This window comes from Kitasatospora sp. NA04385, from assembly GCF_013364235.1.
Taxonomy (GTDB): domain Bacteria; phylum Actinomycetota; class Actinomycetes; order Streptomycetales; family Streptomycetaceae; genus Kitasatospora.
Genome location: NZ_CP054919.1, coordinates 7,529,052 through 7,542,521, shown reverse-complemented (window position 1 = coordinate 7,542,521; position 13,470 = coordinate 7,529,052). Strand labels below are relative to the sequence as shown.

9 protein-coding genes and 1 pseudogene are annotated in these 13,470 nt (G+C 78.5%); 8 read left to right on the top strand and 2 right to left on the bottom strand.

Annotated elements, in window-relative coordinates:
• Positions 1 to 64: 64 nt before the first annotated feature.
• Positions 65 to 1,174 (bottom strand): ABC transporter substrate-binding protein, encoded by a 1,110-nt coding sequence (locus HUT16_RS33355; protein ID WP_176191734.1) that lies wholly within the window; start codon positions 1,172 to 1,174, stop codon positions 65 to 67.
• Between the two features lie 395 nt (positions 1,175 to 1,569).
• On the opposite strand from HUT16_RS33355, the pseudogene HUT16_RS39915 reads away from it, so the two are divergent.
• Both HUT16_RS39915 and HUT16_RS38850 read left to right on the top strand, forming a co-directional pair.
• Positions 1,570 to 2,043: pseudogene (locus tag HUT16_RS39915) on the top strand (universal stress protein); the annotation flags it as partial.
• A gap of 326 nt (positions 2,044 to 2,369) precedes the next feature.
• Positions 2,370 to 2,780 (top strand): universal stress protein, encoded by a 411-nt coding sequence (locus HUT16_RS38850; protein WP_254898109.1) that lies wholly within the window; start codon positions 2,370 to 2,372, stop codon positions 2,778 to 2,780.
• Between the two features lie 145 nt (positions 2,781 to 2,925).
• Here HUT16_RS38850 and HUT16_RS33345 read toward each other — a convergent pair whose 3' ends face one another.
• Positions 2,926 to 3,918, bottom strand: coding sequence for an FkbM family methyltransferase (locus HUT16_RS33345; RefSeq protein WP_176191732.1), 993 nt, complete (start codon positions 3,916 to 3,918; stop codon positions 2,926 to 2,928).
• Between the two features lie 265 nt (positions 3,919 to 4,183).
• Between HUT16_RS33345 and HUT16_RS33340 the strand changes: the two genes are divergently transcribed.
• The 6 genes from HUT16_RS33340 (at position 4,184) to HUT16_RS33315 (ending at position 13,393) form a co-directional block, all read left to right on the top strand.
• Entirely contained in the window at positions 4,184 to 4,780 is a 597-nt protein-coding gene (locus tag HUT16_RS33340; protein ID WP_176191731.1) for a hypothetical protein, read from the top strand.
• A 335-nt stretch (positions 4,781 to 5,115) separates the two neighbouring features.
• Entirely contained in the window at positions 5,116 to 6,933 is a 1,818-nt protein-coding gene (locus HUT16_RS33335) for a glycosyltransferase family 2 protein (protein ID WP_176191730.1), read from the top strand.
• A 277-nt stretch (positions 6,934 to 7,210) separates the two neighbouring features.
• On the top strand, positions 7,211 to 8,785 hold the full coding sequence (locus HUT16_RS38845; RefSeq protein WP_254898108.1) for a glycosyltransferase family 4 protein: 1,575 nt from the start codon (positions 7,211 to 7,213) through the stop codon (positions 8,783 to 8,785).
• 155 nt (positions 8,786 to 8,940) lie between these two features.
• The gene (locus HUT16_RS39910; protein WP_368662751.1) at positions 8,941 to 12,744 is read left to right on the top strand and encodes a glycosyltransferase family 2 protein; all 3,804 of its coding nucleotides are present in this window, start codon (positions 8,941 to 8,943) and stop codon (positions 12,742 to 12,744) included.
• Complete coding sequence (locus HUT16_RS33320) at positions 12,741 to 12,959, top strand: hypothetical protein (RefSeq protein ID WP_176191728.1); 219 nt, start codon at positions 12,741 to 12,743, stop codon at positions 12,957 to 12,959. The genes HUT16_RS39910 and HUT16_RS33320 overlap by 4 nt, the downstream gene beginning before the upstream one ends.
• Positions 12,947 to 13,393, top strand: a complete 447-nt coding sequence (locus HUT16_RS33315; protein ID WP_176192998.1) for a sortase — start codon at positions 12,947 to 12,949, stop codon at positions 13,391 to 13,393. Before HUT16_RS33320 ends, HUT16_RS33315 begins: the two co-directional genes overlap by 13 nt.
• Positions 13,394 to 13,470 lie beyond the last annotated feature (77 nt).

Below are 13,470 nucleotides of genomic sequence, written 5' to 3'. Positions count from 1 at the left end.
GGCGGGGACGGGGCCGGGGGCCGCGGGCGGGCGGCCCCCGGCGGCGGGGCGGCGGGGCGGCGGGTCAGTACACCAGGCCCTGGTCGAGCGCCTGCTTGGCGCTGTCCGCGGTGAAGTGGCCGTCCTTGATGATCACCTTGGGCTGGACCCCGGCGGTGCCGTAGAAGTCCTTCAGCGACTGGAAGGCGAGCGGGCCGAACCGCGGGTTGGTCTCGATGTCGGCGACCAGCTGCCCGTCGACCACGCCCTGCACGGCCTGCCGGATGCCGTCGATGGACACGATCTTGATGTCCTTGCCGGGGGTCTTCCCGGCCGAGCGCATGGCCTGGATCGCGCCGAGCGCCATGCCGTCGTTCTCGGCGTACACGGCGTTGATGTCGGAGTGGGCCTGGAGCAGCTGCTCCATCACCTTCTGGCCCTCGGTCTGGTCGAAGTTCGCCGTCTGGGAGGCCACCACCTGCATGTTCGGGTACTTGGCGGCGAGCTGGTCGGTGAAGCCCTTGGTGCGGTCGGCCGAGACGTTGTTGCCGGGGGTGCCCTGGAGGATCGCCACGTGCGCCTGGCCGCCGGTGGCGCCGGCCAGGTCGTCGGCGGCGATCTTGGCCTGGCCGTAGAAGTCGGAGCCGATGAAGGCGACGAAGTCGGAGCAGGCGGCGCCGCCGACGGTGCGGTCGATGGTCAGCACCGGGATCTTCTTGGCCTTGGCGGCGGCCAGCGCCGGGCCCAGGCCGTCGGAGTTCTCCGGGGCGACGATCAGCACCTGGGCGCCCTGCGCGATCATGTCCTGGATCTGCGCGTTCTGGGCGTTGACGTCGGCGTTGGCGTTGCGCTCGATCAGCTTCACGCCGAGCTTCTTGGCCTCCGCCTCGATGCTGGCGGTCTCGGCGGCCCGGAACGGGTTGCTGGTGGACTCCGACTGCGAGAAGCCGACGACCGTCTTGCCGTCGGTCAGGTCGAGCTTCGGCGCGCCGTAGGTGTCCGCGGTGCAGCCCGGCCCGGCGGCCGACGCCGTGGGCGAGACGACCTGCTGGGCGGCCGCGGTGTTGTCGGGGGCGGCGGCGGTGTGCCCGGAGGAGCCGCTGTCGCCCTGGTTGGTGCAGGCGGACACCGACGCGCACAGCCCGGCGAGGAGCAGTGCGGCCATGACGGACTTGGCGCGCGGGGTGGGGTTCATACGCCCGATCACATCCTTGACTGCGAGGGAGGGGGAGGGAGCTCGGAGGAGTGGGAGGAGCCGTCGGAGGCACCGGCTACCCGCCGGTTTCCAACGTTGCAGAGGGACAATGAGCCATCCGCCGAGACGGTGTCAAGAACTTGCGCACCGACCGGCCGCTTCGGCCCGCCGGGCTGACTGCCCGTCAACCGGCCGCTTCCTGCGCTGATCTGCGATCCCGTCGGCGGGTCCGCCCCGATCCCGGCGCGAGGTCTGGACAACGCAGGCCGGGCCTGCTGTGATGCCTGCGCGACCGGATTTCCAACGTTGTGAAAAGGGTTTCCTGACATGGACACCGACCCGCTCCGGGCAGCGGCGGGCCGCCGCGGGTGCAGCCGCCGCGACGGTTGTCCGGCATGCTCTCCGCTTCCCCGGGTAGCCGGTCGGCGTCGCGGACGGCACGGTGCCGTCCGGGGCGAGAGGGGACGTGGACCATGACGCAGAAGATCGTGAGCGGGTACGACGGATCCCCGCGGGCACGCGCCGCGACGCGCTGGGCGGCGGAGGAGGCCGCCCGGCGCGGCGCGGAACTGACCCTGCTCCGGGTCTGGCCCTGGCTGGGGGCGGCCGACCCGGAGGGCCCGGGCGCCGACCCGGTGCAGCAGGCCGAGCACGACGAGCTGGAGGCCCTCGCGGCGGACCTGCTCGCCGCGTACCCGGACCTGGCGGTGGCCACCCAGGCCGCCGCGGGCGACCCGGCCGACATCCTGGTCGAGGCCGCCACCGGCTACGACCTGGCGGTGCTGGGCTCGGGCGGCCCGGGCGCCGCCGCCGACCTGCTGGGCGGCTCGGTGGCCCTGTCCGTGGCCGCGCGCGCCACCTGCCCGGTGGTGCTGGTGCGGGAGCGGCCCGCCGACGAGGACGCGCAGCTGGTCGAGGAGGACGCCCCGCTCACCGCGGTGGCGGAGGCCCCCGCCCCGGCGGCGGTCCCGGTCGGGGCACCGGCCCCGGTGACGTCCCCGGTCGGACTCCCGGACGGGCTCCCGATCGAGTCCCCGCTCGACCCCCCGGTCCACGACGGCGCCCCGCTCGGGACGGCGACGGCCACGGCCACCGCGACCGCGCCGCCGCCCGCGGAGGCCGCGCCGCTCACGACGGCCCGCCGCCGGCCGCGCGGCCGGGGACGGCCGCCGCGGGCCCGGACGGGCCGGAGATCGTGGTGGGCCTGGCGGGCGACTCCTCGCTGGCCGCCGTCGAGTTCGCGCTCGCCGAGGCGGCCCGCTCGGGCGGCCGGGTGCGGGCGGTGCACGGCTGGGAGATGGTGCCGCTGCTGGCGGCCGCGCCCGGCTGGCTGCCGCCGAACCCGGACGCCGACCACCAGGGCGAGCAGATCGAGGCCGACCTGGACCGGATGCTGGCCCCCGTCCGGGCCGCCTTCCCGGACGTCGACCTGCGCGTCGAGGCCGGTCTCGGCGGCGCCACGGGCGCGCTGCTCGCCGCCGCCGAGCACGCCGACCTGCTGGTGATCGGCCGCCACCCGCACCTGTTCGGCCACCGCCTCGGCCCGGTCGTCCACGCCGCCGTCCGGCACAGCACGGCCCCCGTGGTCCTGGTCCCGCACGAGTGACCCGCGACTGACCCGCGGGGCCACCCCGTGTTTCCGCCCGCCCGGATGAGCGAACCTCAGCCCCGGGCGGGCGGAATCAGTTCCTCCCGGCGCGCCGACCCGGCCTCCCGGGGCGCCGACCCGGCCTCCCGGGGCCGGGCCGTCCCTAACGCACCGGCTGGCTCCGCCCGCGGGCCTTCCGCCCGGCCCAGCGGGCCAGCAGCGCGCGGTCCTCGTCCCGGCCCGCCGCGACCACGTTGACCAGCCGGGAGCGGTAGGTCGGGGCGAGCAGCGCGGACGGGGCGCAGGCGGTGACGGTGCGCCGCGCGGTGTCCACCACGTGGATCTCCTCGTACGCCTCGGCCAGCAGTTCGACGAACTCCTCGGCGTCCGCCCCGCACCCGGCCAGTTGCGGCGGGCAGAACTCGGCGAACAGCACCGGCCGGTCGCGCACCAGCAGGCGGCGGGCGCCGCGCAGCGCGTGCACGTCGTAGCCCTCGACGTCGATCTTCAGCACGTCCACCGGGCGCGGCCCGCCGTGTTCGGCGAACAGCACCGGCAGCCGGGCGTCCAGCGCGACCTGACGCACCGCCAGCCCGCCCCCGCCCCCGCCCCCGTGCCCGGCCGTGTCTCCGGCGGCGACCCGGTGCAGTCCGATGTCCTCGGCCAGCCGCAGGGTGGTGCGGCCCTCGCACGGGCCGACCGCGTGCGGCTCGATCCGGACGGCGGGGCCGGGGCGGCCGGGGTTGCGGCGCAGGTTGGCCTCCAGCCGGGCCAGGTTGCCGGGGGCGGGCTCGTAGCAGACCAGCAGGCCGTCGGCGGGCATCGCGCGGGCCGCCAGGCAGGCGTACGCGCCGAGGTTGGCCCCGACGTCGACGACGGTGCGGCGCCGCGCGCACAACTGCTCGAACAGGTCGAGTTCGCGCTCCTCGTAGAAGCCGCCGAGCAGGCCCGCCGCGATCGACGCGCTGGCGGTCGGCACCGCCAGTTCCAGGCCGCGGAACGCCGCCAGGACCTCGCCGTCGCCGTGCCCGGCCTGCACGAACCAGCGCAGCACCGTCCCGGCCAGCGGCAGCCGGCCCACCGCCGTGCCCTTGAAGCACGACCGGCCCGCCCGCACCACCGCGTCCGCCGCCCGCCTGCGCAACTCCCGTGCCATCGCTCCGCCTTCCGCCGCTCCGCCGCCGACGCCGTGCCGCCGTGACGCCCTGCCGCCGTGGCGACCAGGTATCGCCGATCGGCCGCGGACCGGGCGGGCAGCCACCCCGGCGGTCACCGCGGACCACCCGGGCGGCGCAGCGGCCACCGGGCCCTCCGGGTGAATCACGAGCTGACAGTGCGTCAGCGAACCGACCGCGGTCAATGGCTGTGCGGGCAGCCCGGGTGAAGGCACCCGGGTCCGACCCCTCCTGTCAGGAGCATCCATGACCAGTCCCCCCAGGGGCGTGCTGCGCTGCGGCGCGGCCGCCCTGCTGTTCGTCTCCGGCGCCGCGCTGGCCGCACCCGCCGCAGCGGCCGCGCCGGCCTTCGACACCCTGGCGCCCGTCGCGGGCAGTTACCCCGTCAGCAACGGCACCCTGACCGCCACCAGCCGGACCACCGGTCTGGCCCCGGGCAGCAGCGTCGCCGTCACCGGCGGCGGCTACCAGCCCGGCGGCACGATCGAGTTGACGCTGTTCTCGACGCCCGTGGCGCTCGGCACGGCCACCGCCGACGGCTCCGGCACGTTCAAGGCGACCGTCAAGCTGCCGGCCGACACCGCCCCCGGCACCCACACGATCCAGGCCGTCGGCCCGGACGCCCGTGGCGGCACCCGGGTCGACACCTTGACCGTCGAGGTCGGCGGCAACGGCGCCGCTGACGGCAAGGGCGGCCGCCACCTGGCCGACACCGGTGGCGCCGCCACCGCGTCGGTCGGCTGGAGCGGCGGCGAGGCCGCGGGCGTCGCGGCGGCCGGGGTGGCGCTGGCCGTCGGCGCGGCGCTGACCGGCCGGCGGATGTACCGCAGGTCGCGCGGCTGAACGGGCGGCGATGACGCAACCTCCGGCATCCGCCCACGCGGTGACCGCCGACGGGCCGGTGGCCCGGAACTCCGCGGAGGAGTTCCGGGCCACCGGCCCCGGTCTGCCCGTCGGCCCGACCGCCGCCCTGGCCGGCGGACTGCTCGCGCTGCGCGGGCTGACCGACCTCGGCCTGCACACCGCCGCCGGGCACCTCCTCGGCCCCGACCGCTACGGCGCCCTGGCCGCCGTGCTCGGCCTGCTCGCCGCGGTCGGCGTCGCCCTGGCCGCCGTCCAGACCGTCGTCGCCGCGGCCGTCCTGCGCGCCACGGCCGCCACCGCGACAGGCGCCCCCGGTGCCGGGGCCGCCGGCCGGGCCCGGGGCCGACCCGCGTCCGCTGCTGCTGCGGGCCGTCCGGTACGCCGCGCTGGCCGTGCTGGTGGCCGCGCCCGCCGCCGTTCCGCTCGCGCGGGTGCTGCGGCTGCCCGGGCCGCTGCCGGTGCTGCTGACGCTGGCGGTGCTGGTGCCGAGCACGGCGGTGGCGGTGCTGTGGGCGCACGCGCTGGGCAGCCGGGGGCCGCTGGCCGCGTCCTGGCCGCTGCTGGGCGGGGCGTCCGTCCGGCTGCTGGCGGCCGGGGGCGCGCTGTGGTGGGGGGCGGGGGTGAGCGCCGTGCTGGCGGCCACCCTGCTCGGGGAGTGCGTGGCCGCGCTGCTGCTGGCCGTCCGGCTGCCCGCCCGGCGGGCGGGCGGGGAGCCGCTGCGGGTCCGGCCCCGGGTCCTGGTGCGCGCGGTGACCGGGTTCGCCGGGCTGTGGGTGCTGACCGGCGCGGACCTGCTGTGCGCCCGGCACTGGCTGAGCGCCGAGTCGGCGGGCGGGTACGGCGCGGGCGCGCAGCTCGCCAAGGCCTCGCTGGCCTGCGCCAACCTGATCGTGCTGCTGCTGATCGGCCGACTGGCCTCCGCGGACCGCCGCACCGCGACCCGCGCGCTCACCCGCGCGCTGGGCGCCGCCGTGCTGGCGGGGGCGGGCGTGGCGCTGGTGCTCGCGGTCGGCGGCGGCACGGTGCTGCCGCTGGTCTTCGGCCCGGGTTTCGCCGTCGGCCCCGGCCTCGGCCTGCTGCTGGGCATCGACGCGACCGCGCTGCTGGTGCTGACCGTGCTGCTGCACTACCGGGCCGCGCACGGCGGCGCCCCGCTCGGCGGCTGGGCGGGGGCGGCCGCGTTCCCGCCGCTGGTCGCGCTCTTCCCCGCCACCGCGCAGGGCATCGCCGCCGCGCACGCGCTGGCCGTGCTGCTGGCCGTGGCCTGCGCGCTGCCCGGCACCGGCCTGCGCCTGGGCCCGCGCCCCCGCGCCGGGACCGGGACCGGCCGGGTGCTGCCCGTGGCCCGCGCCGAGCACGAACTCGACCGCGCCGCCCGGGTCGAGATCAGCGTGGTCGTCCCGTACTACAACCCGGGCCCGGCCGTCGCCCGGCACCTGTCCGGGCTGTTGCGGGTGCTGGACCGGCACGGCGCCAGCTACGAGGTGCTGGCCGTCGACGACGGGTGCACCGACGGCAGCCGGCGCCGGGTCGCCCGGCTCGGGCACCGCCGGCTGCGGCTGCTCGGGCACGCCGCCAACCGGGGCAAGGGCGCCGCGCTGCGCACCGGGTTCCGGCAGTGCCGGGGGCGCTGGATCGCCTTCATCGACGCCGACGGCGACCTGCCGGCCGAGCTGCTGCCCGGCCTGCTGGACGCCGCCCGCCGGGCCGGTGCGGACGCCGCCGTCGGGGTCAAGCACCTCCAGCACGGGCGGGTCCGGCGGCTGTGCTCGGGGGCGTTCCGGCTGCTCGCCCGGGTGCTGTTCCGGCTGCCGGTGCGCGACACCCAGACCGGGCTGAAGGTGTTCCGCCGCGAGGCGCTGGCCGGGGTGCTGCCGCTGTGCCGCGAGGACGGCTTCGTCTTCGACCTGGAGCTGCTCGCCCTGCTGCACCGGTACGGCCACCGCCGGATCGCCGAGGTCCCGGTCGCCGTCCGCCCCCGCACCGGCAGCACCGTCCGCCCCACCACCGCCCTGCGGATGCTCGCCGAAGCCCTCCGCCTCGGCGCCCGCCTCCACCTCACCCCCCGCACCACCCCCGCCCCCACCGACCCCCGCCACCTCCTGCGCGCCCTCCCCGACAACGCGGGCTGACCCCCCGTCAGCCTCAACCCCCGACGCCCCGCACCCCCGACCCACGACCCGAGCCCGCCCCGCAGAGGCTTCCCCGCCGTCTCCCTCCCACGACCCGAGCCGAAGCCCCACCACTCCCTCCCCAACCCCCCGAGCCCGCCCCGCAGGGGCTCCCCCTCCCTCTCCCGCCCGCACCCCACCCACGACCCGAGCCGAAGCCCCACCACTCCCCCACCCCCCGAGCCCGCCCCGCAGGGGCTCCCCCTCCCACACCCCACCCACGACCCGAGCCGAGGCCATGCGCATCTGCGTCTTCAACTGGAAGGACACCACCCACCCCGAGGCCGGCGGCGCCGAGGTGTACACCGACGAGGTGGTCACCCGGTGGGCCGCCGCCGGGCACCGGGTCACGCTGGTGACCTCGGCGGTGCCCGGGGCCCCCGGCCGGGAATCGCGGGGGGACGTGCGGATCGTCCGCGGCGGCGGCCGGTTCGGGGTGTACCGGGCGGCCCGGCAGTGGTACGCGGCGCACGGGGCCGGGCGGTTCGACCTGCTGGTGGACGAGGTGAACACCCGTCCGTTCGGCTGCGCCGCCTGGTCCGCGGGGACGCCGTCCGTCGCGCTGGTGCACCAGGTGGCGCGGGAGATCTGGGACGCCAGGTTCCCGGCGCCGCTGTCCTGGCTGGGCCGGTACGTCGCGGAGCCGCTCTGGCTGCGCGCCCTGCGCGGGACGCCGGTGCTGACCGTCTCGCCGTCCAGCCGGGAGTCGCTGCGCGCGTACGGGCTGCACGACCTGCACCTGGTGCCGGAGGGGCACACCCGGCGGGCCCGGCCGCCGGTGGCGCGGGAGCAGGCGCCGACGGTGGCGTTCCTGGGGCGGCTGTCGGCGGTGAAGCAGGTGGACCACGTGCTGGCGGCGTTCGCGCTGCTGCGCCGCCGGATGCCGCAGGCCCGGCTGTGGGTCGTCGGCGACGGCCCGGAGCGGGCCCGGCTGGAGCGGCTGGCACCGCCGGGGACGGTGTTCCACGGGCGGGTGCCGACCGCGCGGCGGGACGAACTGCTGGCGCGGGCGCACGTGTTGGTGGCGACCTCGATCCGGGAGGGCTGGGCGCTGGTGGTGGATGAGGCCGCGGCGATGGGCACCCCGACGATCGGCTACCGGCGTCCGGGCCTGTGCGACTCGGTGCCGGCCGCGGGGGGCCGGCTGGTCGCCCCGCATCCGGCGGCGCTGGCCCGGGCGCTGGCCGAGGAGCTGCCCGGCCTGGTCGCCGCTCCGGCGCCGGCCGGCTGGCGGGCGGGCGCTGCCCTGGGACGAGGTCGCGGAGGCCGTGCTGCGCACCGCCGTCGCGGCCGTCGGCCGCTCCCGCTGCCCGCCCCGCGGTCTCCGGCGGTGCCGCGCAGTGACCACGACCGTTCCCACCCCGCCGCCCGGCCGTCGCCGCCGCGCCGCGCTCCGCCCGCCGTCTGCTGCGCACCGCGCGCGGCCTGGCGTACCGCCACCGTGACGCGCTGCTGCGCCACGCCCTGCCGGGGCTGGTCGCGGCGGTGCTGCCGCTGCTGTGGTTCCGGCCCGGGCGGGACTTCGCGACGGGGGACGTGGGCCCGTTCCGGCGGGAGGCGCTGGGGGCGGAGCTGGGGAGCGTCTGGGGCCACCAGATCACCGGCACCGGCGGGCCGTCGTACGAGGTGGTCCGGCTGCCGGACCTGCTGCTGGTCCGGGCGTGCGGCCTGTTCGGGCTGGGGCCGGGGGTGGCGCAGGCGGTGCTGTACGCGCTGGTGCTGGCGGGGGCGGCGACCGGGGCGGCGCGGCTGGCGTCGGTGTGGCTGCGGCACCCGCTGGCGGCGGCGTGCGCGGGGCTGCTGGCGGTGGTGAACGTCTACACGCTGGTGTCGCTGCTCAATCCGCTGCCGGTGCTGGCGACGGCGCTGGTGGCCTGGTTCGGCGGGCACCTGCTGCACGCGGCGGCGGGGCGGCGGGTGCGGGCCCGGACGGTGGCGCTGACCTCGCTGCCGCTGTGCTACCTGGGGATGAACCCGCCGCTGCTGGCGGTGGTGACGGGGGCGACGGCGGTGCTGGCGGTGGCGGCGGCACCGCTGACCGGCGGGCGGTGGCGGCCGGTGCTGGGGCTGGTGGGCCGGGCGCTGCCGCTGCTGGTGCTGGCGCAGCTGTGGTGGCTGGTGCCGCAGGCGGTGACGCTGTCCGGCGGCGGTGCGGGGACGGACTTCAGCGCGCAGACCAACGTGCAGGCGTGGGCGTGGACGCAGGTGCGCAACACGCTGCCCAACATCCTGGCGCTGAACGCCCACTGGGGGTGGACGCACCCCGAGTACTACCCGTTCGCGGCGGCGGTGGACCGGGCGCCATGGGGGGCGGCGCGCTGGGTCCCGGCGCTGCTGGCGCTGGCGGGGGCGGCGCTGCCGCCGGGGCCGCGCCGCACCCGGTGGGCGGTGCGGTCGCTGGCGGCGGCGACGGGGGTGCTGGTGCTACTGTGCAAGGGGCTGCACCCGCCGCTGGCGGCGGTCAACGGGTGGCTGTACGCGCACGTGCCGGGGATGTGGCTGTTCCGCGAGCCGATGAGCAAGTTCGGCGTGCTGCTGGTACTGGCGGTGGCGGTGCCGGCGGGTGCGGCGGTGCAGCGCGCCCTGGACGCCGGGCGCAGGGCCCCGGCGGTGGCCGCCGTCGCGGTGGCCGCCGCGCTGGCCCACCCGTGGCCGCTGTGGACGGGGGCGGTGGTCACCCAGGCGCGGCCGCCGCTGCCGTCCGCGTCGGTGGCCGTCCCGGCGGACTGGCAGCGGGTGGCGGACGCGGCGAACGGCTCGCCGGTGCCCGGGAAGGTGCTGGAACTGCCGTTGCAGGGCTACTACCAGGTGCTGACCGACTGGGGTTTCCACGGCGTGGACGACGTGCCGCGCAACCTGCTGACCCGGCCGCTGCTGCAGCGGTTGCCGGGCGGCTACTTCGACAACGCCTCCGGCCCGGCCCGGCTGCTCGCGCTGGCCGAGCGGAGCCTCGCGGCCGGGGACGGCGACGCCGCCACGGGCGCGCTGCGGGCGCTGGGCGTCGGCCAGGTGCTCCTGCGCCGGGACTTGCGCTCCACGGCGGGCGACGCCGTCACCGCCGACCCGGCGGTGCTCGGCGCGGCCCTGGACCGGCTGCCGGGGGCGCGCCGCGCCCTGGCCACGCCGGTCGCCGACCTGTACGAACTCCCGGCCCCCGGGGGCGGACCGGCCGCTCTGGTACTCGATCCGGCGGCCGATCCGCGCACCGCCGCCGAGGCCGCGCTGCACGGCGCGGCCACCACCGCCGACCCGGCGGTGCCGGTGGACGCGGCCCGACTCGCGTTCACCGCCCCGGCGCCGCCGAGGTGCGGCTGCGCGCGGACGGCGGCCCGTACGCGGCGCGCGCCGACCGGAGCGCGGGCACTGCGTACCTGCCCGCGCGCACCGAGCGGGGTGCGGCCGACGCCGGGCGGGCTGAGGTGGACGGCGTGCCCGCCCGGCCGCGCCGGAGCTGGACCTCGACCTGCCGGCCGGCGCCGAGCCGGCCGCGCTGCTGGTCGGCCCGGAGGTGCTGCCCTGGCAGCCGGGCTGGCCGGTGGCCGTCCGCCCGGGCGACCGCGTCGCGGTGGCCCTCGCCGACGGCCCCGGGCTGGCGGCCGACCTGCGGGCGCAGGCCGACGGCGGCTGCGGCGGCGTCACCTCCCGCGCGGAGGACGGAAGTTGGGCGCTGCGGGCGGAACAGGGTACCGCCTGTGTCCGGCTGCCGCTGGCCGGTCCGCCCGCCGACGGGCTGATCGAGGTCGCGGTGGAGTACCGGGGCGGCGCGCCCCGGATCTGCCTGTGGCAGGACGGCCCGGACCGGTGCGCGGTCGAGCGCGCGCTGCCGGCCGCCGCCGACTGGCGGAGCTTCCGCACCGTACTGCGGCTGGCCCCCGGCACCACCGGCGCCGTGCTGTACGGGTACGCCGACGCGGACGGCGCCCGCCCGGGCGACGCCGCCTACCAGCGCCGCGGGCCACCGCGTTGGCGTCGCCGCCGGGGCCGCGGCCCCGCCGACGGCCCGTCGCTGCCGCTCGGCCCGGCCCGCACCGGGTCACCGCCGATCCGGGCCTGCCCGCCGCCGGGGCGCCGGTGTTCAGCGCGCTGCAGGACTGCGGCCGCACCGACGGGCGCGGCTTCGCCGAGGCCGGCCTGTCCGCGACGGCGCTGGGCCCGGACGGCGTCCGGCTCACCGCCCGGGCCCACACCGCCTGCGTCCGCGTCCCCGTCGACACCTTCGAGCCCGGCACCGGCCACCGGCCCGGCAGCTACCGGCTGACCGTCGACTACCGCACGCTGAGCGGCAGTCCGGCCCGGCTGTGCCTGTGGCAGGGCGGCCCGGACCGGTGCGCGGAGCTGCCGCGCACCGTGGACGGCGCGCAGCGGCACACCCTGGACACGGTGGTCACCCCGCCCGCGGACGTCCGCGACCTGGCGCTGTACCTGTACGCCGACGGCGACGACGTGGGCACCACCGAGGTCGAGTACACCGGCCTGCGGCTGACGCCGGTGCTGCCGCTGACCGTCCGGATCGACCCCGCCGGGCCGGGCGCCGGGCCCGCCGTGGTGGCCGCCGAGCCGGACGGCGCCGGGCGCTACCGGGCCCGGCTGAGCGGGGTCGGCGGCCCGGTGGCGGTCGCGCTGCCGGACTCCGCCGACCCGCGCTGGGAGCTGTCCGGGCTGCCCGCCGGGTGGAGCGCCCGCCCGCTGACCCTGGACGGCTACCGGGCGGCCTGGCTGGTGGACGGGTCCGGCGACGCCGACCTGCGGGTCGCGTTCGGGCCGGACCGCTGGTGGCGGATCGCGCTCGCGCTGTCCGCCGCGACCGTGCTGGCCTGCGTCACCGTGCTGCTGCCGCGCCGCCGCCGCACCTCCCCCGATCCCCTCCTGGAACCCGTGAGGCCGCCGATGCCCCCCGTCCCGTCCACCCCGTCCACCCCGTCCGCCCGGCCGCGGATCGCCGTGGTCGTCCCCACCCGGGACAGCGTCCCGCAGCTCGGCCGGCTGCTCGACTCGCTGGTGCAGCAGCGCGAGGGCCTGGAGGTGCTGGTCAACGAGGACGAGCGGACCAGTCGGCCGCTCGCCCCCGCGCTGCCCGCCTTCCACGCCCGCGGCCTGGACGTCCGTCTGGCCCGCGACAACCCGTCCCGGGCCGCCGGGCGCCGCCGCGGGGTGCGGCTCACCAGTGCCGCCGTCGTCCTGCACCTGGACTCCGACATGACCGCCGGGCCCGGCCTGCTCGACGAGTGCCGCCGGCTGATCGAGGACGAGGGCTACGACGCCCTGGTGATCCCCGAGGTGTCGGTCGGCGAGGGCTTCTGGTCGCGCTGCAAGGTGCTGGAGAAGCGCTGCTGGGACGGTGACGGCGCCGTGGAGTCGCTGCGCTGCCTGCGCCGCGAGCTGTACGACCGGGTCGGCGGCCACGACGAGGAGCTGGTCTGGTCCGAGGACAAGGACCTCGACCTGCGGGTGCGCGCCACCGGCGCCCGGATCGCCACCACCCGCAGCGTCCTGGTCCACGACGAGGGCCGCACCACGCTGCGCGCCGCGATGCGCAAGAAGGCCCACTACGCGGCCACCGCCGGGCGCTACGCCGCCCGCCACCCCCGGCACTTCGCCGCCCAGGCCGGGCCCTGGCGGCTGCCCGTGCTGGCCGCACGGGCCTGGCGGCTGAGCCGCGACCCGCTGCTGACGGCCGGTCTGCTGCTGCTCAAGAGCTGCGAGTTCGCCGCGGCCGGGACCGCGCTGCTGGTCTCGGCGCTGCCCGGCGGGCGCCGCGGCGGGCGGGGGTGAGGCCCGCCCTGCGCGTCGCCTCCGGCGCGCTCGCCACCACCGCCCTGCTGCTCACGGCGGTCGCCACCCCCGCGTACGAGCCCCCGGCGCGACCGCCCGCCGCCGCGCCCGCGCTCGCCGGTGCCCCGGCCGCGGCCCCGCCCCCACCGCTCCCGCCGACCCCGGGGGCGCCGCGCCGCCGCGCCCCGCGCCGGGGGCGGAGCTGGGCACGCTGACCGTCCCGCGCCTGGAGCAGCTCGGCCTGCCCTCGGTCTTCCCGGTCCGCGAGGGCGTCGACCGGGACACCGTGCTCGACTCCGGCGCCGTCGGGCACTACGCGGACACCCAGCTCCCGGACGAGCCGGGCAACGTGGGCCTGGCCGGGCACCGCAACGGGCACGGCGAGCCGTTCCGGTACCTGGACCGGCTCGCCCCCGGCGACCGGGTGGTGCTGCGCACCGCCGGGGCGGTCCACACCTACGTCCTGGACCGCGAGCTGCCCGAGACCGGCGCCGACAACTACGAGGTGCTGGACCCCGTCCCCGCCCAGGCCGGGTACACCGCCCCGGGCCACTACCTCACGCTGACCACCTGCACCCCGGAGTTCACCTCGCTGTACCGCCTGGTCTGGTGGGGCCACCTGGTCGCCGACGCCCCGGCGGCGCCCTGAGGACGCGGCGCGGGCGGGCCCGGACGACCGGCTGCCCGGCCCCGGACGGTGACGTCCGGGACCGGGCAGCCGGGGTG

What these genes read in the sequence shown, in the direction of transcription:
- HUT16_RS33355 (WP_176191734.1), bottom strand. Translation starts at nt 1,174, where the DNA reads ATGAACCCCACCCCGCGCGCCAAGTCCGTCATGGCCGCACTGCTCCTC.
- HUT16_RS33345 (WP_176191732.1), bottom strand. Translation starts at nt 3,918, where the DNA reads ATGGCACGGGAGTTGCGCAGGCGGGCGGCGGACGCGGTGGTGCGGGCG.
- HUT16_RS33340 (WP_176191731.1), top strand. Translation starts at nt 4,184, where the DNA reads ATGACCAGTCCCCCCAGGGGCGTGCTGCGCTGCGGCGCGGCCGCCCTG.
- HUT16_RS39910 (WP_368662751.1), top strand. Translation starts at nt 8,941, where the DNA reads ATGAACCCGCCGCTGCTGGCGGTGGTGACGGGGGCGACGGCGGTGCTG.
- HUT16_RS38845 (WP_254898108.1), top strand. Translation starts at nt 7,211, where the DNA reads ATGCGCATCTGCGTCTTCAACTGGAAGGACACCACCCACCCCGAGGCC.